Source organism: Urinicoccus massiliensis (genome assembly GCF_900120405.1).
GTDB classification, from domain to species: Bacteria; Bacillota; Clostridia; order Tissierellales; family Peptoniphilaceae; genus Urinicoccus; species Urinicoccus massiliensis.
On record NZ_LT635493.1, the window covers coordinates 603,480 to 621,006 of the forward strand.

Sequence of the window (17,527 nt, forward strand, 5' to 3'; positions counted from 1 at the left end):
AGATTTCGGGCTAGGGCTTCAAGGACCGCCCCTACAAATTCAACCTTATATTTTTTATTTTTTCAGGATAAAACGGTAGGGGTAGTCTACGGCCTCCTGGGCATAGTCGATGCCAATGCGTTTTGTGGCTTCAACAGGGCCTTGGAAGCCGTCATCCAAGAGGTAGATGTCCCCGTCCAGGGTCTTTTTATTGTCTTCCAGGCTGATGCCCAGGGCCTGGGTCAGCTTGGCTGGACCGTTTAAGAGGTTTTTCTTCTGGTAACCTGTGGCCTGGTCCTTATCTTTTCCAAACCGTCTTTGGTAGAAGGTTTCCTCTCCTTGAATGGGGTCCAGGGCCCGGATCAAAACGGCCTGGGCATTCCCCTCAGGTCCGGTGACGATGTTAAAGAGGGTGTGGATGCCGTAGGTAAAGTAGGTGTAGATGTGGCCGCCCAGCAAGAACAAGGGGCGGTTCTCTGGGTTTTTTTGCCCCCGTAGGCGTGGCAGGCCTTGTCGTCTTGCAGGTAGGCTTCGCTTTCGATAATCCGCCCCATAAGGACCTGGTCTTTTTCCCTGTGGCAGAGGATCTTGCCAATTAGGTCCGGAGCCAGGTCCAGGGCATTGGCTTGGTAGTAGTCTAGGCTTAATTTTTTCATTTCTTAAAAAACTTCCTTGGGTCAAAGTTTTCATAGGGAGGATAGCGCATATCCAGGTCTATCTTTCTGGACTTCTTTAGGATGGAGACCTTGCGACTAAAGGTGTCAAAGGAGTATTTTCCATGGTAGGCTCCCATGCCGCTTTGACCCACGCCACCAAAGGGCAGGGTTACGGTGGACAGGTGGGTCAGGGTGTCATTAAAGGCCCCACCACCAAAGGGAATGGTGTCCAAGATGTAGTCCAGGTCTTTTTCCTCCTGGCTAAAGAGGTAGAGGGCCAGGGGGTTGGGGTGGAGGTTAATAATCTTTTGGCAGTCTTCCAAGTCGTCAATGGTTAAAACTGGTAGGAAGGGGCCAAAGATTTCCTCTTCCATAAAGGGGCTTGAAGGGTCTGCCGGGAAGACTTGAGGGGCAAATTTCAAGCCTTGGAGCCAGGCCTTTCCCTCCATGTCTAAGCCCTGGGCCTTGGCCAGGTCTTCCAGACGATGGAAGTGGTCTCGGTCGATGATGGAGGCCAGGTAGGAACTTTCCAGGGGGTTGGGGCCATAAAAATCCTGGATGGACTGGTTCATAGCTTGAATCAAGGGGTCCCGGAGGTCTTTTTGGACCAAGCAATAGTCTGGAGCCACACAAGTTTGGCCGGCATTGAGGGTCTTGCCCCAGATGATTCTTTTGGCAGTGGTTTCCAGGTCTTGGTCCCCAAAGACGATGACAGGACTTTTTCCTCCCAATTCTAAAACGCAGGGAATCATTTTTTCCCCAGCCAATTTGGCCATTTCCCGTCCAACCCGGGTGGACCCTGTAAAGAATAAAAAGTCCATGTCTTCAGCCATAAAGCGGGCCCGGTCTTGGGGGCCCAGGCCATAGACCAGGACTTCTTCCGGATCATAGACTCGGCCAAGGATATCTCGGACCACTTGGGATGTAGCCGGGGCCTTTCGAGAGGTCTTTAAAACCACTCGGTTGCCTGCTCCCAAGGCTCCAATGGTTGGCACCATGGCCAGGAGGAAGGGGTAGTTCCAAGGGGCAGCAATAGCCACCCGACCGTAGGGCCTATGGTGGATTTCCCCCTTGGAGGGAAATTGATAGTAAGGAGTGGGCTTTTTGTCCGGCCGAGCCCACTTGGGGACTTGGGCTATCGTATAGTCCAGCTCTTCCAGGGTCATAAGGTATTCGGACAGGTAGGCTTCTTCCATGGACTTACCCAGGTCAGCTTCCAGGGCTTTTAGGATTTCTTGCCGACTTCTTTGTAGTTCTTTTTTCAGGTTTTTTAGCTTGCAAATACGGTTTTTAAGATCCATTTTCTCTCCTTTAATCGTCAAAGGGGTCCCGGGCCTTGAGCCATTCTTCCAGGGCATCCAGGTAGGAAAAGTCTACCCAGTCCCAGTTTTTCCCATAGATGGTCAGGAACTCTTCTTCCCAGGGCTGGAGCTTGTCCTTGTGCTTGTTTTTGATTGTCTGGTAGTTGAGTCGCAAAAGGACCTTGTCCATCCGGGTCATCTTGTCTCTTTGCCAGGCTCCCCGTCCGTAAAAGGCCGGTACGTCTTTTAGGGGACCATCAAAGTGTTGGCGGTAGAGCCGGCGAAATTCTTTCTTGTTGTAGTTGCTGGCTCCCACGCAAAAAATAGCTACTTTTTTCCCTTGCATCCGGCTGATGTCCCTTTCCAGGGTGCTGAGATTTAAGAGGCCAAAGGCATAAATGGGGGCGAAAAAGACCACCACATCCCCCCGGAGGCTTTTGGGCCGGAAGTCTTTCAGCTCTAAAAGAGCCCCGGGATGCCTCCGGTGGAGCTCTTCTGCATATCTTTTTGTGGACCCATACTTGCTACTATAGACAACGGTTACTTGCATCTTTTCCCCCCAAGGCAATTTTTTCTATCCTTCTTCATCTATCGACTCCTAGTCCAAGTTGCCCCGGTTTCCAATGGAAAAGACATAGGTGATGGGGCTGGTTTGGGATTCAAAAAATTGGTCTATGAGTCTTTGTTCATAGCGGGCAATGGGACAGGAGGCCAGGTTTAAAGACTCTGCCGAGAGTTGAATTTGCTGTCCTACATGGCCTGCTTCCAAGAGGACAAATTTTTCCGCTTCCGAGGGGTACCGGTAGCCTGCTGCCTCCAGGTTGGCTCCCAGTCCAATGAGGCAGGTGGCTTGGAGGATAAAGGTCTGGTTGAGAAAGATGTCCTTTAATTCTTCCCGGGCATCGGCAAAGCGCTTGACCAAAAAGAGGCTGTGGTTTTGAGGATGGTAGCGGTAGATCCCCTTTTCCAGGTCCAGGACATTTAAGATGCAGACATAGACCCTTAGGGGCCGGCTGTTACAAGCGCTGGGCACTGGCAGGTGGCTTCTTTGGTCTTGAAATAAGTGGTAGCTGTTGTAGAGGATGTAGCTCAGTTGCTTGCGGGTCATAATGGCCTTGGAATAGGCCCGGCCGGACTTCCTCTTCTGGGTCAGGACGGTAAAGTCACTTTCATGGACCTTTTGGACTGGAGGAGGGAGCTTGCTTTCCCGACCTGTATAGAGGTCTGGATCTATCAAATCGACTGGCTTGTTTTCTTCTGCCGTCAAGGGAAATGTGGATTGGATCATTGCTTTTCCTTTCTAAACGTTTTTGAATCTTTATTCTTCTTTATAGTTCATTGTAGCATTTTAAGGACAAATTGAACACTCCTTTCCCCACTTAAGTGGAAGGATTTTCAAGCGGGAAAAGTCTCCTTAAGAAGGCTATAATTTCAGAGAATTTAGCCTGGTTTTATGCTATACTTATTGGTATGAAGAAGGAAGGCCGGGTCCATCCGCAAGGCCCCTTCCACTTTTAGAGGAAATGAAGGAGAGTTTAAAAGACTATGATTAAGGAAGAAACCATGCATTGGAGGGAATACAACAAAAAGGTCATTCTTTCCAAGTACCTGTCCATCCTGGTTGGAAATTTTTTGTGTGCCATGGCCCTGATTTTATTTTTGCGTCCGGGCCAGATGATTGGCGGCGGTGTCGGCGGGATTTCCGTCTTGTTAAATACGGTTTTCGGCATCCCCTTGGGGATTTCCGTCCTCCTCTTTAACCTGCCCCTTATGGTCCTGTCCCTCAAGGTCCTGGACCGAAATTTTATCCTTTACTCCACCCTGTCCATGTTTATTTTTTCTCTTTACATGAGTCTTTTCGACTTTTTGGCTTCCTATATCCACATTACTGACGACGTCTTGCTAAGCTGCGTCTTTGGCTCCATCCTCAATGGGGCCGGCATGGGGATTATGTTCCGTAACGGAACCTGCCAGGGGGGCCTGGATGTTGTGGCAGCCCTGACCAAGAAGCTTTACGGCATCAATATCAGCAAGGTCCTCTTGGGAGTCAACGGGGTCATTATCACCATTTCCGGTTTTGTCTTCAGTTTCAACCGGGCCATGTACACCCTCATTGGCCTCTTTATTGCCTACCAGGTCCTGGACCGGATCCAGATGGGGGTGGGCCAGATGAAGCAAATTTTTATCATGACCAATATGTCCAAGCCCATTGCCCGGTCCATTATGAAGGAACTCCACCGGGGGGTTACCTACCTCAAGGGTACCGGGGCCTATAGCCACCAGGACATGGACATCATCTATTGCATCGTGGACAACCACGAATTTGTCCAGGTGCGAAAAATTGTGGACTCTATTGACCCAGAAGCCTTTATGACCATTAGCGAAACCGTGGAAGTCAAGGGCCGGGGTTTTAGCCACATCCAAGTTTAGGAGGAAACCATGCGTAGAAAAGATCGAGAAATGAACCCAGACTTTGCCCGGGAGGTCATTGACCAAAGCTCCTACGGGAGCCTGGCCCTTTATGATCCGGACAAGAAACAAACCTATTCTGTCAACCTCTCCCTGGTCCGGCTAGGAGACTGCCTCTACTTCCACTCTGCCAAGGCCGGCTACAAGCTGGACCTTTTAAAAGAAGGCGACTCCTACGGCCTGTCCTTTGTTTCCTATGCCCAGGTGCCGGATGTCTTTTCCAGGGACAAGTTGCAGGCCCTGGCCCAGGAGCCGGGAAAAGTAGGGCTCCTTTTAAGCCGGGTCTTTACCACAGAATATTCCTCGGCCCATGTCCTGGGCCGCCTCCGCCTGGTCCGGGACCCGGAGGAAATCACCCGGGCCATGGAGGCCCTTTGCAAAAAATATACCGGGGACAAGATGGACTTTTTCCCCCAAGCCATGGCTGTTGGTGGGTCCCGTATCCTAGTTTATGCCCTGGATATCCAAGAAATTCATGGCAAGAGAAAAAAATTGGATGCCCAGGGGGAAGAAATGAAGTGGCAGAGGATGGACTGAAAATATGGTCAAAAAAAGGAGCTAGCTCTAGGCTAACTCCTTTTTTTATGGTCTTTCCCGGGTCATGTCTTCCAGGATTTTTTCTGCATCATGGTAGTGGTCCTCATCTGTGGCAAAGATCAAGAGGTCTCCGGCCAAAAGGACGGTGGACCCGGTAGGGAGGATCCGGTGCTTGCCCCTTTGGAGTTCTGTAATCCATACATAGGATGGAAAATCCAGGTCCATGACCCTTTGGTTGGAGCAAAGGCTCCCGGTATGGACGGTGATTTTCAGGTAGTTTTCTTCATAATAGGAGGCCCCCAGCTGGCCCTTTTTCTTGAGGATGGCCTTTAAGAGTTCGTCGTAGATGGGTTCTCCCTTTAGGATATCTGCTGTCACTGTGGCCACCAAGACCACCAGGGCCAGGCCCAGGAACTGGCTCATGGACCCGGTCATTTCGAAAATCAGGATGAGGCCCGTTAAGGGCGCCTTGACAATGGCGGCAAAGTGGCCAGCCATGGCCAGGACCACAAAGTTGACATAAAAGCTTTGGTCCACTCCCAGGCCGATAAAAATCTTCCCCATAATGCTGCCAACCAGGGCCCCAATGGCCAGGAGGGGAAAGAAAATCCCCCCGGGAACATTGGACCCGAAGCAGATAAAGGTAAAGATGTATTTTACCAGGAGTAAAAAGACCAAGAAGAGGATGGCCATATCCCCTGTTTTAAGGTCCATAATGGTTTCGTGACCTCCCCCAGCCAGGATGGGCAGGTAGATGGAGATCCCGGCACTGAGTAAAAAGGCCAGGGCCATGGGGACAAAGCTGGGGAGCTTTTGCTTGCCAATAAAGGCCTTGGTCCTTAAAATCCCCTGGTTAAAGATAACCCCGCTTACCCCTACGGCCAGGCCCAAGAGGACAAAGGCCCAGTAGTCTTCCAGGGGCAAGAGGTCCAGCTCCCGAAATTGCAGGGAGGGTTCCATGCCAAAGACGATTTTGGTAATAAAGTCCGCCACCACCGAAGACAGCATACAGCCCAGGAGGACATAGTAGGAAAAGTTCTTGTGGGCTTCTTCCAGGGCAAAGCAAACCCCGGCCAGGGGAGCCCCAAAGGCCGCCGAAAGGCCTGCAGACCCTCCAGCAGTAATTAAGTAATTGTCCAATTTTTTCGAGTCCTTGCTCTTTTCAGATACCCCCTGGCCCAGGCAAGCCCCCATTTGGACCGAGGGACCCTCCCGGCCCACGCTCATGCCTACAGCCAGGCATATGATGCCGCCGATAAACTTGTAGAGGAGGACCTTGAACCAATTGTAGTGGATTTTTTTATGGAGGATTCCCTCCATTTGGGGAATCCCGGACCCGGAAATCATGGGTTCCTTTTGGACCATAAAGTCCACCAAGACGGCTAGGACCACCAGGACCAAGGCCACCAGGGCAAAATACAGGGGCCCTTGGCAGGACCAGAGGTAGACACTTTTAAAAAGGTCTCCCAGCTGGGAACCCAAGAGCCGGTAGCCACTAATCACCAGGCCTGTTAAGATGCCGATTAACAAGGATTTTCCCAATATTTCCATCCCCTTGACCCTTTTTAGGTCCAGGTCTTGATCTTGATTTATATCGTCTATTCTCATAGCTCCCTCCCTTATCTATTTATAGTATAGCACTTTGGGAAAAAAGGAGAAAGGGTCGACAAGTCTGGAGGGCCTCTAGAAATGGTAAAACTTTTCATGAACTTTACATTTTTTGACCCCCAGCTGTGATAAAATACAAGTAAGAAGGGGGAAGTCTATGAAATATGCTGTAACAGATATTGGCTCCAACACCATCCGCCTAACGATTTATGACCTTGTGGATGGGCGGCCAAGAGTTTTAATGAAGAAGAAATCACAAGTTGGCCTAGCTGACTATATCAAGGGAAACAAGATGACCCAGCAGGGAGTTTGGCGTCTGGTCCATGTCTTAAAGACCTATGAGCCCATCTACAAGCTCTTTCAAGCAGAGGCTATCTTTACCTTTGCCACAGCAGCTATTCGGAATGTAAAAAACTCCAAGGAGGTCTTAAAGACCTTGGAGGAAGCCACCGGCTTAAATGTGGACTTGATTTCCGGTCCCATGGAGGCTGAGCTGGGCTATTTGGGGGTCCATTCCTCCTTTACCCTGGATGCAGGTGTCCATGTGGATATTGGTGGTGGTTCTACGGAAATTTTAATCCACAAAAAGGACAAGGTCCTCTATAAAAACAGTTTAGATGAGGGGTCTCTCTCCCTCTACCGGCAATTTGTCTCACGTATTTTCCCTAACAAGAAAGAAAGTAAGGAAATCAAAAAATATATCCGGGGAAAGTTAGAGGACCTAGACCTGCCCAAGGTCAAGGGCTCTCTACCCATTGTAGGTGTTGGTGGCACCATCCGGGCCTGCAACAACCTGTGCTCAGAGTTGTTTGAACCTGTTGACTACCAATTTTCCTCTGACGGAGAAGACCTTCCAGGCCGCTTTAGCCTGGCCCAAAGTAAGTCCATTAGCCAGGGCCTTATGACTTTTGACCCGGTGTATGTCCGAAATGTCCTGAGAGTTTGCCCCTCTAGGATCCACACCCTGACTCCTGGAATCCTAATCCTCCAGGAGGTTGCCAAGGTCTTTTCCTGCCAGGAAATCATGGTAAGCAATTGTGGAATTCGTGAAGGTTACTTAATTTGGAGGTTAGATCAAGACCATGGAAAAGAATAACCAGCCCCCTATCTATATGAAAAACCGGGAACTTTCCTGGCTCAAGTTTAATGAACGCGTCCTAGAAGAAGGGGCCACTCCAGGAGTCCCCTTGGGGGAACGCTTGAAATTTATCGCTATCTACCAAAGCAATTTGACTGAATACTTTATGGTCCGGGTAGGCCGCTTAAGCGACTATACCCTTCTAGACGAAGACAACAGTGAACGCCGAACGGGCCTGAGTCCCCAGGACCAGCTGGATATGATTTTTGCCAGGGTTCGGGACCTCTATGAAACAAAGGACCAAACCATGGAAGACTTGGAAGAAGCCTTTCGGGAAAAGGGCATCTACCACTTGACCATGGACCAGGTCTCCAAGGAAGAAAAATCCCGAGCCAAGGCTTTTTTCAAGTCCCACATCAAGCCCGTCTTGTCTCCGCAAATTGTGGATTTTCACAATCCTTTTCCCTTTATTGACAACAACCACACCCATGCCATTTTAAGGCTCCACCGGGATGGAAAGGACTACTTTGGCCTGGTGGCCATCCCCCAAGAGTCCAAAAAGATCATCTTTTTAAATGACGAAAAAACCCGGTATATTTTAAGCGAAGAGGTCCACGCCTACTATGCACCCTCTCTTTTCAAGGAGTACACAGTCAAGGAAGTGGCCCTGATTCGGGTCACCCGGAATGGGGACCTGTCAGCTGATGATGAAGATGCTGATGACAATGTAGACTACCGGGACCATATGAAGAAGATCTTGAAAAAACGGGACCGGTTAAATCCTGTAGGCCTCTTAAGTGACCGTCCCCTATCTGGAGCCATGACCTCCTACCTTGCTAAAGAACTGGGCCTTTCCAAGGACCAATTTTTTGTCACCACCCGCTGCCTAGATATGTCCTATGCCTTTGCCTTGGAAGGAGCCTTGCCAGAAAGATCCACCCAAGACCTCTACTACAAGTCCTACCGGCCCAAGCCCATTGGTCCAGCTGTCTACCAGCCCTCTCTCATGGACTACATTGAAAAAAATGACGTGATTCTTTCCTATCCCTATGAAGACATCAACTCCTTTTTGGACCTCATTAATGAAGCCGCCGACAATGAAAATGTCCTATCCATTAAGATTACCATCTACCGCCTAGCCGACCACTCCCAACTGGTGGACGCCCTGTGCCGGGCCGCTGAAAACGGGAAAAATGTTACTGTCCTAATGGAATTAAAGGCTCGCTTTGATGAAGAGCACAACCTCATCAACTCCCAGGTCCTCTATGATGCCGGTTGTAATATTGTCTATGGCTTTAACCAATACAAGGTCCACTCCAAGGTTTGTTTGATTAGCTACCAAAAGGGTAATGATATCCGAACCATTACCCAGGTGGGAACGGGAAACTACAACGAAAAGACCTCCAAGCAATATACCGACCTGTCCTTTATTACGGCTGATCCTAAAATCGGCCAGGATGCTACAGAATTTTTCTTTAACATCTGCACCGGGGTCCTGGATGGATCCTACCAGTCCCTCTTGCAGTCTCCCTATTCCATCAAGCCCACCATCATTGACCTCATCCGCCGAGAAGCCGACAAGGGACCCAAGGGCTATATTTTCTTAAAGATGAATTCCATGACAGACTATGAAATCATGGAAGAGCTTTCTGTCGCCTCACAAAAGGGTGCCCAAGTCAAGTTAATTATCCGGGGCATTTGTTGTATCATCCCGGGTATGGAGGGTTATACCGACAACATTGAGGTTCGGAGCATTGTAGGTCGCTACTTGGAGCATCCTCGGATTTACTTATTTGGCCAGGGAGATGACGAAATCATTTACATCACTTCTGCCGACCTCATGACCCGGAATATGGAAAGACGGGTGGAGGTGGCTTGTCCCATCCAGGACCCGGCCCTGAGAGATTTTTGTCGCTTTTACCTGGACACCCAATGGAAGGACAATGTCAAGGCCCGACGGCTTCTGGAAAATGGTGACTATGTTCTCATTCAAGATGGCAAAGAACCCTTTAGCTGCCAAGATTATTTTATGGAAAGGGCCAATAAACGCTATGAATTAGCCTTAAGTGCCCTGGAGAATCAAAAGGCCCGGACAAAAAAAGACCAGCCCCGGGGGCTGTTCCGAAAAATTATTCATTTTTTCCAAAAAAGTTAAGATTCCTCCAAGACCTTTTTCCAATGGTCCAAGGACTCCTCTGCTTCCTTACTTAGTTGTGGAAATTGGGGGTCCATGTCTTGGAGGGTTTCCAAAATGACCTGGCTTACCAGGTAGCGGGAAAACCACTTACGATCAGCAGGCACCACATACCAGGGTGCCTCTTTTGTTGAGGTGTGCTCAAAAAGGTCTTCATAGGCCCTTTGATACTTGTCCCAATAGGTCCTTTCTGTAATATCAGACTTATCAAACTTATAGTGTTTTTCCGGGCGAACAATTCGGTCCATCAGGCGGCTTTTTTGCTCTTCCTTGGAAATGTGGAGGAAGAACTTCACCATCCGAAAGCCATTATTCCGTAAATAATTCTCATAGTTGACGATGTCGTCAAAGCGGTTTTGCCAAAGGTCCTTGTCTATCAAGTCCTCCGGTAGGGGTTGGATTTTTACCAGGTCGTGAATCCGGGTGACGATAACTTCTTCATAATGGGACCGGTTAAAAATACCAATGTCCCCCCGGGATGGCAGTTCCCTATTGACCCTCCATAAAAAATCATGGTCCAATTCCCTGTCGGAGGGTCGCTTAAAAGAAGCTACCTTGGTGCCTTGAGGATTTAGACCCGTCATAACGTGTTTAATTAGGGAATCCTTGCCTCCTGAATCCATGGCCTGGAGAACAATGATGAGTCCTTGCTTGTTTTCAGCATAGAGCCTTTCCTGGTAGTCTTGTAGTTTTTCTAAATTTTTTGGAGCCAGGTGGTTCTTCACATCTTTTTTATCCAAGTCCCCCTCATAGCGAGTGGGGATTTTTTTCAAGTCCACCTTTTCTCCAGCTTTAATTAAATAATCTCTTGTATCCATACTTGCCTCCTTGGCTTTTATTTACCCAAAAGTAAAAAGATAATACCTTATTTTGATAAGAATTTTGGTCAAGATTGTTTTTTAAATCTTTCCTCCACATATTTTTTTAAGTCTTCCTGGGTGTTTTTTTCAGGATCTTCCAAAACCAGGTCCTGGCAGGCTCTGAGGATGGTCCCCAAGAGAGGGCCCTTGGGATAACCCAAATCCATAAGGTCATGGCCATTAATGGCCAGAAAGTTTTCCTTTTTAGTCAGGTCTTCGTCCAAGAGGTCTAAGACCCGGGCCTTTCTTGCCCTTAAGGGGTCCAGGCTTCCAGGTCCAGCTGTACAGGCAGCATCGGCTAAGATTAAGTCATAGAGGTCCAGGACATTTTCCCGGCCCACCCGTTTAATTTGCCTTCTCAGAGCCTTGTCCGTCATGACCTTTTGTACTGTCATATGGTCTTGAATAAGGGCCCGGACACTGGCCCTTAATTTTTTCTCAGCTCCCAGGTCCTTGAGGATTTGGTCGGCCTTCAGGGCCCCTTCCTTGTCATGGTCATAAAAGTGGAGGTGGCCATCCTTGCCATAAAAGGCCTTTTGGGGCTTGGCAATGTCGTGGAAGAGGGCTGCCAAACGGGTGGATAGCTTGGCCGGAGTGTGGTCCAGAACACAGAGGAGGTGGTCAAAAAGGGTTTGGCTATGGTAGGGATTTTTTTGGTCAAAACCCACAGTGGCCATAAGGTCTGGAAAGAGAATTTTAAGGACTCCCGTTTCTTCCATGAGTAAAAGGCCGTAGGAGGGTTGGTCGGTTAAAAGAAGGCCAAAAAATTCCTGCCGGATCCGGTCACGAGAGACCCGGGCCAGGCCCTCCTTGCAAAGGCTGGCAGCGTCGAGAAAGTCCGGGTCCAGGTCGAGTTTAAAGCGACTGGCAAAGCGGAAGCCCCGAAGAATCCGCAGAGCGTCTTCCTCCAGGCGGTCCATGGGGTTACCCACCATTTTTAGAATTCCCCGGTCCAGGTCCTCCCGGCCATGAAAGGGGTCAAAAATTTCCCCCTGGCGGTTTTTGGCCATGGCATTCATGGTAAAGTCCCTTCTCTTTAGGTCTTCCAAGAGGGAGTCGGTAAAGCGGACCCCTTCCGGGTGGCGGTGGTCCTTGTAGGCCAGGTCATGGCGGAAGGTGGTGATTTCAATTTTTTCTTGCCCCAGGACCAGGGAAATGGTCCCATACTTTTTCCCTATGTCCAGGGTCTTGTAGTCCCTAAAAAGCGCCTCCACCTCTTCAGGCCTAGCGGAAGATGCTATGTCAATGTCCTTTGGAGGAATCCCCAGGTAGTCGTCCCGGACACTCCCCCCGACTATATAGGCTTCAAAGCCCGCTTCTTCCAATCTTTTTAAAATTTTATCCAAATCTCGGTCCATATCCGTCTCCCCTTTTAAGAATTTTAATATTTTATATGTAAACTGTATTGACATTTTGGTTTACTTTATTTTAAACTATTTCCCGGAGGTTGACTATGAATCCAGAAAATAAACTTACATCCCATAACAATCCAACAAGAAACTCTGTGGAATCGGCAATTTTTGCCGCCCTAATTGCCCTGGGGGCCTTGATTACCATCCCCTTGGGGCCTGTTCCCATTAGCCTGCAAAACTTTTTTGTCTTTATGGCCGGCCTGGTCTTAAGGCCCAAGCAGGCCCTTGTCTCCACCATCCTCTATGCCCTTTTGGGCCTGGTGGGCCTACCCATCTTTGCCGGTTTTTCCGGAGGACCCCAGTCGGTCTTGTCCCCTTCCTTTGGTTTTATCCTGGGCTTTATCCCCATGGCCTATTTGATTTCCAAGTACAGTGGGGGAGAAAAAAATCCCTGGAAGATCTTCCTTAGCTTAATTTTAGCAGATATTTTACTCTATGCCATAGGTTTACCCTATCTCTACCTAATTTTAACCAGGGTCCATGGCAGCCCCATGACCCTGGCCTCCAGCCTCAAGGTCGGCATGGTCCCCTTTATTATCCCCGACCTGGTTAAGGCCCTCTTGGCTGCCTTCCTGGGACCGAAAATCCTCTCTGCCCTAAAGCGAAACTAGGCCTCGGGATTGATTGTCTTTAAAATTTTCCTATGTTATACTTGCATTAAAGACAAATCCCAAGTACAAGGAGGTTTATATGAAACTCGACCGTAAATACGTATCTTTTTATTATGACCAAGTGGAAGATTTCCCGGACTATAAAATCGACCCCAAGAAGACCATGCTTTTGCTCATTGACCTGCAAAATGAATTCTGCCACCTGGAAGGCAAGGAGGCCCAAGAATTTAAGGCCACCGGGGTTTGGGACCAATGGAAGCCCTATTTTGACCACATGGCCAATACCACCATCCCCAATGCCAAAAAGCTCCTGGACTTCTTCCGGGCCAACAATCTGCCTGTTAGCTTTGGCCGGATTGCCTGCTTGAGGGAAGACGGAGAGGACCGGTCTCCCGTCCAAAAGACTGAAGGCTGGAACAACATGCTTATGCCTGTAGACTCCTGGGCCGCCCAAATGGTAGACGACCTGGCCCCCATTAAAAATGAAATTGTGGTGAATAAGACCACAGATTCCGTAACCACAGGAACCAACTACCTACAACTCCTCCGCTACATGGGGATCACCACTGTAGTGGTTGGGGGGATTGTAACCGACCAATGTGTGGCTTCCACTGTCCGGGGCCTGGCCGATGAAGGTCTCCAAGTCCTAACGGTAGAAGATGCCTGTGCATCAGCCGATATGGAGCTTCATGATGCTGAGCTTAAAATCATGAATGTCATCTACACCTATGTCGTCAAGACCCAAGAGGCCATTGACCTGATCCAAAAAGAACTATAATTTAAAAAGCAAGGGCTTGTGTCCTTGCTTTTTGATTGCTAAAAAAATAGGTGGTTTCCACTACTTTGTGGAGACCACCTATTTTTACTCTTTAGAGAGTTTTTATGTTTGAGAGAAAGTTAAATAGAGAAATTTTATTTACCCTATACTTAGTATAGGACATTTCATTTTGATAGTCAATATTAATTTCAAAATTATTTTTTATTTTTTCAAACTTTTTCTATCCCTAGCCCAAAATCATGTATCCCAGGCTCATAATCAAGAAAAAACTCCCGACCAGGGCCAGGTTTAGGAGGCCAAAAACCAAGTTTTTATTCCGGATAGAGGCTAAAATTCCCAAAAGTCCCAATAGGGGACAGATATATAGACTAGTAAAACCCAGGGGTCGGGCATGGCCAATCCAGGCATCCTTAAAAATCCAACTGACAAGTAGGGCCAGAAGTCCTAGGACCAGACTTATTTTTTCCAAGTTTTTCATCACTTTTGTCATCTTGATTTCTCCTTTCCCAAGGCCGTAAATCCTTGCCTTATTTATAGCTTTATTCTAGCAAATCAGAACTTTCCTTGTCAACTTTCTAGGAAAAAAGGACCCCACTTGGTCGGAGTCCTTTTCTTACTGATTTTATGCTTCTTTTGTTTGCTTGGCCCTTTCTCTTTTGAAGATTCCTGTAACCATTAGGGCAATGGCTCCATCTCCTGTGATGTTGCAGGCAGTTCCAAAGCTATCTTGGAGGGCAAAGATGGACAGGATCAGGGCTGTTCCCGTATTGTCAAAGTGGAGGACAGAGGTGATTAGGCCCAGACTGGCTACAACAGTTCCTCCAGGAACTCCGGGAGCTGCAATGGCAAAAATCCCCAAGAGAAGGATAAATAAAATCATGGAGTTGGTTGGGGGAAGTTGGCCATAGAGGATTTGGGAAACCACCATGACAAAAAAGGTTTCCGTTAAAACGGACCCACAAAGGTGGGTGTTGGAGCAAAGGGGGATGACAAAGTCCCGAATTTTCGGATCCAAGACCTTGGATTTTCGGGCACAGGCCAGGGCCACAGACACTGTAGCTGCTGAAGACATGGTCCCTACAGCCGTCATATAGGCCGGGACATAGTGTCTAAAGACCTCCTTGGGAGAAGACTTGGACAGGATGCCTCCAAGGCTGTAGAGGAGAGCCATCCAGATAAAGTGTCCCAAGAGGACAATGAAGATGACCTTGATAAAGACGGGGAATTGACTTAGGAGGACTCCCTCATAGGCTAATTCGGCAAAGGTGGCGGCAATGTAAACCGGCAGGATGGTAATGACGACTTTTTCTACAATGGTTAAAACAATTTGATTTAATTCTATTAAGAGATTTTCCCAGGTCTTGGACTGGGTCCAAATCACTGCAATCCCAAATAGGATGGCTGTAATCAAGGCCGTCATAACGGGCATAATGGGTGCAATTTCCAGCCTAAAGACGGCTTCCGGAATTTCGGCTCCTTGGGCCACAGCTGATTGGATGTGGAGGCCGGGAATAATGGCCTGGCCTGCCAAGAAGCTGAAGCAGGCAGCCCCTACTGAGGAAAGATAACAGATAATCAGGGTTACTGTCAGGATTTTTCCGGCAGATTCCTTTAAGGATACAATGGCCGGGGTAATAAAGCCCAGGATAATTAAGGGGACAATGTAGCCGATAAAATCTCCCATGATTTGCTTGATGGCGTCAACCACCTGGATACCAGAAGACCCCAGGGACTTTCCTAGAAAAATTCCCACAAGGATGGCTACCAGCAACTTAAATAATAAAGAATGAAAAAATCCGCGCTTCTTTTTTTCCATAAATAGACTCCTCTCAAGATTTATTCTTATGGTAAAATTTATTATATCACAAGTTGAATCCATTTTTCTTTGGAAAAGTTTAAAAACTTAACAGAGATTTAACAGGTCAAGTTGTATAGTATTTTATTGTATAGTATTTTTAGAATAAATTTTTAGGAGGGTTTTATGAATTTAAAACACACGTCCATTGCCCTATCTTTGGCCCGGGGATTTTTCCTGAAAGAAAAAGCCCCTCAAAAGTAAAGGAGGTCCTATGCGTTTACTTGTAGTTGAAGACGAAGTTACTCTTTGCAAGACCATAGCCAAGGGACTCCACCTCAGCGGCTATGAGGTGGACCAGGCCTATGACGGTTTGACGGCCCTGGACAAGGTCCTGGCCCAATCCTATGACCTGGTGCTTTTGGACCTGTCCCTGCCCCAAATGGACGGCATGGACCTCCTAAGCCGCTTCCGGGAAATGGATCAAACCACGCCGGTTTTGATTCTGTCGGCCCGGAGCCAAATTGAAGACAAGGTCCAGGGCTTGGACCAAGGGGCCAACGACTACTTAACCAAGCCCTTTTCCTTTGACGAATTGGAGGCCCGGGTCCGGAGTCTGACTCGGCGAAAGTTCAAGCAGGAAGACCCCCTTTTAACCTGCGGGGCCCTTTCCTTTGACACCCTGTCTCGAACGGCCAAGGCCCGGGACCAGGTTCTGAAACTCACCCGGAAAGAGGCCGGCATTTTAGAATACCTCCTTTTGCACCAGGGGTCCATTGTCAGCCAGGAAGACCTCATTAGCCATATTTGGGACGAAAATGTGGACCCCTTTTCCAATGCCATCCGGGTCCATATGTCCTCCCTAAGGAAGAAAATTCGCCAGGTCCTCCAGACCGACCCCATTAAAAATAAGGTGGGGCAAGGCTATGTATTGGAAGAAAAACAATGAAAAAACCTCTCTCCCTTAAAATGCGCTTTGCCCTGATCCTGGGTCTTATGATCCTGGCTACGGGCATTGCCAGTTATTTTTTACAAAAACACGCCATTAACCAGGAGCTCAACCTCCTCCAGGAAAAAATCATGGACCAAATCCAAATCCAGGGGGGCCAGCTTAAGGATATGGGCCAAACCCTGATTATTGTCCCTGAAGTGAAAGAACTCTTCCAAGGGGCCCAGGAAAAGGTCCAAATCCAAGCCACCCTGTCCACCCTGGCTGTGGTGGTTCTAGGAAGTCTGGCCACCTACTTTCTGGCCCGGCGGAGCCTAAAGCCCCTGGAAAGACTCATTGACCACATGAAGGACCGGGAGATGAAAAACCTGTCCAAGCCCCTGCCTAGCCAGGGCCTGCCCGGAGAAATTGCCGACTTGACCCAGTCCTACAACCACCTCTTAGAAAGGTTGGACGGGGTCTTCCAACAGCAAAGACAATTTTCTGCGGCGGCGGCTCATGAACTCAGGACCCCCCTATCTGTCTTACAGACCAGGCTGGACGTTTTTAACAAGCTGGAAAACCACCAGGAAAAGGACTATGAAGAAATGCTTTCGGACATCCAAGACCAGGTCCAAAGGATGACCCAGCTGGTGGACCACCTCCTGACCCTTATGGACACGGAAAGTCTGGAAAAAAATGACCTGGTGGACCTCTACGACCTCTTTGATGAAGTCTTTTGTGACCTTACGCCCCTGGCGGAAAAAAGAGAGGTTGGCTTGGAATTACAAGGAAGCCATATCCAGGTCTATGCCAGTGACCTCCTCCTCTACCGGGCCCTCTACAATCTGGTGGAAAATGCCATTAAGTACAACAAGCCCGGTGGGTCTGTCCTGGTCCAAGTCAAGGAAGTCAAGGACCAGGTCCTGGTTTCTGTTAAAGATACCGGCATTGGTCTGGCTCCGGAGTCCATCCGAGAAATTTTCACTCCCTTTTACCGGGTGGACCCCTCCAGGAGCCGGAAACTGGGTGGAGCTGGCCTGGGCCTGAGCCTGGTCAAGCACATTCTTGACCTCCACCAGGCCACCATCTCCATCGACAGCCAATTGGGATCCTATACAGAATTTACCATCTGGCTAGGAAAAAAATAAGCTGACAAAAAAGAGTGCCTCCGGGCATTCTTTTTTTATGGCTTTTTAATAAATATTTTCAAAATTAAGGGTTGCTTTTTCCTGGAAATAGGGTAAAAATAACTTAGGATTTTCTTTTTTTAGATCCTAGTTTTTAAACCAAGATTCAACCACTTAAGCTATTTTTGTAA

Annotated in this window: 16 protein-coding genes and 1 pseudogene; 8 read left to right on the forward strand and 9 right to left on the reverse strand. The window is 48.4% G+C overall.

The genetic code is table 11. The annotated features are described in order from the left end of the window. Positions 1-54: 54 nt before the first annotated feature. From BQ7400_RS07485 to BQ7400_RS07500, 4 genes and pseudogenes are all read right to left on the reverse strand, one after another. Positions 55-635 (reverse strand): annotated as a pseudogene (locus tag BQ7400_RS07485) (DNA-3-methyladenine glycosylase). After that, the gene (locus BQ7400_RS07490) at positions 632-1,936 is read right to left on the reverse strand and encodes an aldehyde dehydrogenase family protein (RefSeq protein WP_180371969.1); all 1,305 of its coding nucleotides are present in this window, start codon (positions 1,934-1,936) and stop codon (positions 632-634) included. The pseudogene BQ7400_RS07485 and the gene BQ7400_RS07490 overlap by 4 nt, the downstream one beginning before the upstream one ends. 10 nt (positions 1,937-1,946) lie before the next feature. Continuing rightward, on the reverse strand, positions 1,947-2,486 hold the full coding sequence (locus BQ7400_RS07495; protein WP_072470006.1) for a flavodoxin family protein: 540 nt from the start codon (positions 2,484-2,486) through the stop codon (positions 1,947-1,949). A gap of 48 nt (positions 2,487-2,534) precedes the next feature. Beyond that, complete coding sequence (locus tag BQ7400_RS07500; RefSeq protein WP_072470007.1) at positions 2,535-3,224, reverse strand: SagB/ThcOx family dehydrogenase; 690 nt, start codon at positions 3,222-3,224, stop codon at positions 2,535-2,537. Positions 3,225-3,481: 257 nt separating this feature from the next. On the opposite strand from BQ7400_RS07500, the gene BQ7400_RS07505 reads away from it, so the two are divergent. Further along, complete coding sequence (locus BQ7400_RS07505) at positions 3,482-4,366, forward strand: YitT family protein (protein ID WP_083553303.1); 885 nt, start codon at positions 3,482-3,484, stop codon at positions 4,364-4,366. A 9-nt stretch (positions 4,367-4,375) separates the two neighbouring features. Continuing rightward, positions 4,376-4,942: a pyridoxamine 5'-phosphate oxidase family protein gene (locus BQ7400_RS07510; protein ID WP_072470008.1), complete on the forward strand. Its 567-nt coding sequence runs from the start codon at positions 4,376-4,378 to the stop codon at positions 4,940-4,942. Between the two features lie 45 nt (positions 4,943-4,987). On the opposite strand, the gene BQ7400_RS07515 is transcribed toward BQ7400_RS07510, so the two are convergent. Next, the gene (locus BQ7400_RS07515; protein WP_072470009.1) at positions 4,988-6,550 is read right to left on the reverse strand and encodes a ClC family H(+)/Cl(-) exchange transporter; all 1,563 of its coding nucleotides are present in this window, start codon (positions 6,548-6,550) and stop codon (positions 4,988-4,990) included. 157 nt (positions 6,551-6,707) lie between these two features. Between BQ7400_RS07515 and BQ7400_RS07520 the strand changes: the two genes are divergently transcribed. Both BQ7400_RS07520 and ppk1 read left to right on the forward strand, forming a co-directional pair. Next, positions 6,708-7,646, forward strand: coding sequence for a Ppx/GppA phosphatase family protein (locus BQ7400_RS07520; RefSeq protein WP_034439348.1), 939 nt, complete (start codon positions 6,708-6,710; stop codon positions 7,644-7,646). Next, on the forward strand, positions 7,633-9,783 hold the full coding sequence (gene ppk1, locus BQ7400_RS07525; protein ID WP_072470010.1) for a polyphosphate kinase 1: 2,151 nt from the start codon (positions 7,633-7,635) through the stop codon (positions 9,781-9,783). Before BQ7400_RS07520 ends, ppk1 begins: the two co-directional genes overlap by 14 nt. Here ppk1 and BQ7400_RS07530 read toward each other — a convergent pair. Beyond that, complete coding sequence (locus BQ7400_RS07530) at positions 9,780-10,640, reverse strand: polyphosphate kinase 2 family protein (protein WP_072470011.1); 861 nt, start codon at positions 10,638-10,640, stop codon at positions 9,780-9,782. The genes ppk1 and BQ7400_RS07530 overlap by 4 nt on opposite strands. A 68-nt stretch (positions 10,641-10,708) precedes the next feature. Continuing rightward, a complete protein-coding gene (locus BQ7400_RS07535) occupies positions 10,709-12,040 on the reverse strand; it encodes a CCA tRNA nucleotidyltransferase (protein WP_072470012.1) in 1,332 nt (443 codons plus the stop codon). Between the two features lie 95 nt (positions 12,041-12,135). On the opposite strand from BQ7400_RS07535, the gene BQ7400_RS07540 reads away from it, so the two are divergent. Next, positions 12,136-12,705: a biotin transporter BioY gene (locus tag BQ7400_RS07540; protein ID WP_072470013.1), complete on the forward strand. Its 570-nt coding sequence runs from the start codon at positions 12,136-12,138 to the stop codon at positions 12,703-12,705. Positions 12,706-12,784: 79 nt separating this feature from the next. After that, entirely contained in the window at positions 12,785-13,483 is a 699-nt protein-coding gene (locus BQ7400_RS07545; protein ID WP_072470014.1) for a cysteine hydrolase family protein, read from the forward strand. A gap of 226 nt (positions 13,484-13,709) precedes the next feature. Here BQ7400_RS07545 and BQ7400_RS07550 read toward each other — a convergent pair whose 3' ends face one another. Both BQ7400_RS07550 and BQ7400_RS07555 read right to left on the reverse strand, forming a co-directional pair. After that, positions 13,710-13,973 (reverse strand): hypothetical protein, encoded by a 264-nt coding sequence (locus BQ7400_RS07550; RefSeq protein WP_072470015.1) that lies wholly within the window; start codon positions 13,971-13,973, stop codon positions 13,710-13,712. A gap of 132 nt (positions 13,974-14,105) precedes the next feature. Then, positions 14,106-15,299 (reverse strand): dicarboxylate/amino acid:cation symporter, encoded by a 1,194-nt coding sequence (locus tag BQ7400_RS07555; protein ID WP_072470016.1) that lies wholly within the window; start codon positions 15,297-15,299, stop codon positions 14,106-14,108. A gap of 253 nt (positions 15,300-15,552) precedes the next feature. On the opposite strand from BQ7400_RS07555, the gene BQ7400_RS07560 reads away from it, so the two are divergent. Both BQ7400_RS07560 and BQ7400_RS07565 read left to right on the forward strand, forming a co-directional pair. After that, positions 15,553-16,227: a response regulator transcription factor gene (locus BQ7400_RS07560; RefSeq protein ID WP_072470017.1), complete on the forward strand. Its 675-nt coding sequence runs from the start codon at positions 15,553-15,555 to the stop codon at positions 16,225-16,227. Then, a complete protein-coding gene (locus tag BQ7400_RS07565; RefSeq protein WP_072470018.1) occupies positions 16,224-17,357 on the forward strand; it encodes a sensor histidine kinase in 1,134 nt (377 codons plus the stop codon). The genes BQ7400_RS07560 and BQ7400_RS07565 overlap by 4 nt, the downstream gene beginning before the upstream one ends. Positions 17,358-17,527 lie beyond the last annotated feature (170 nt).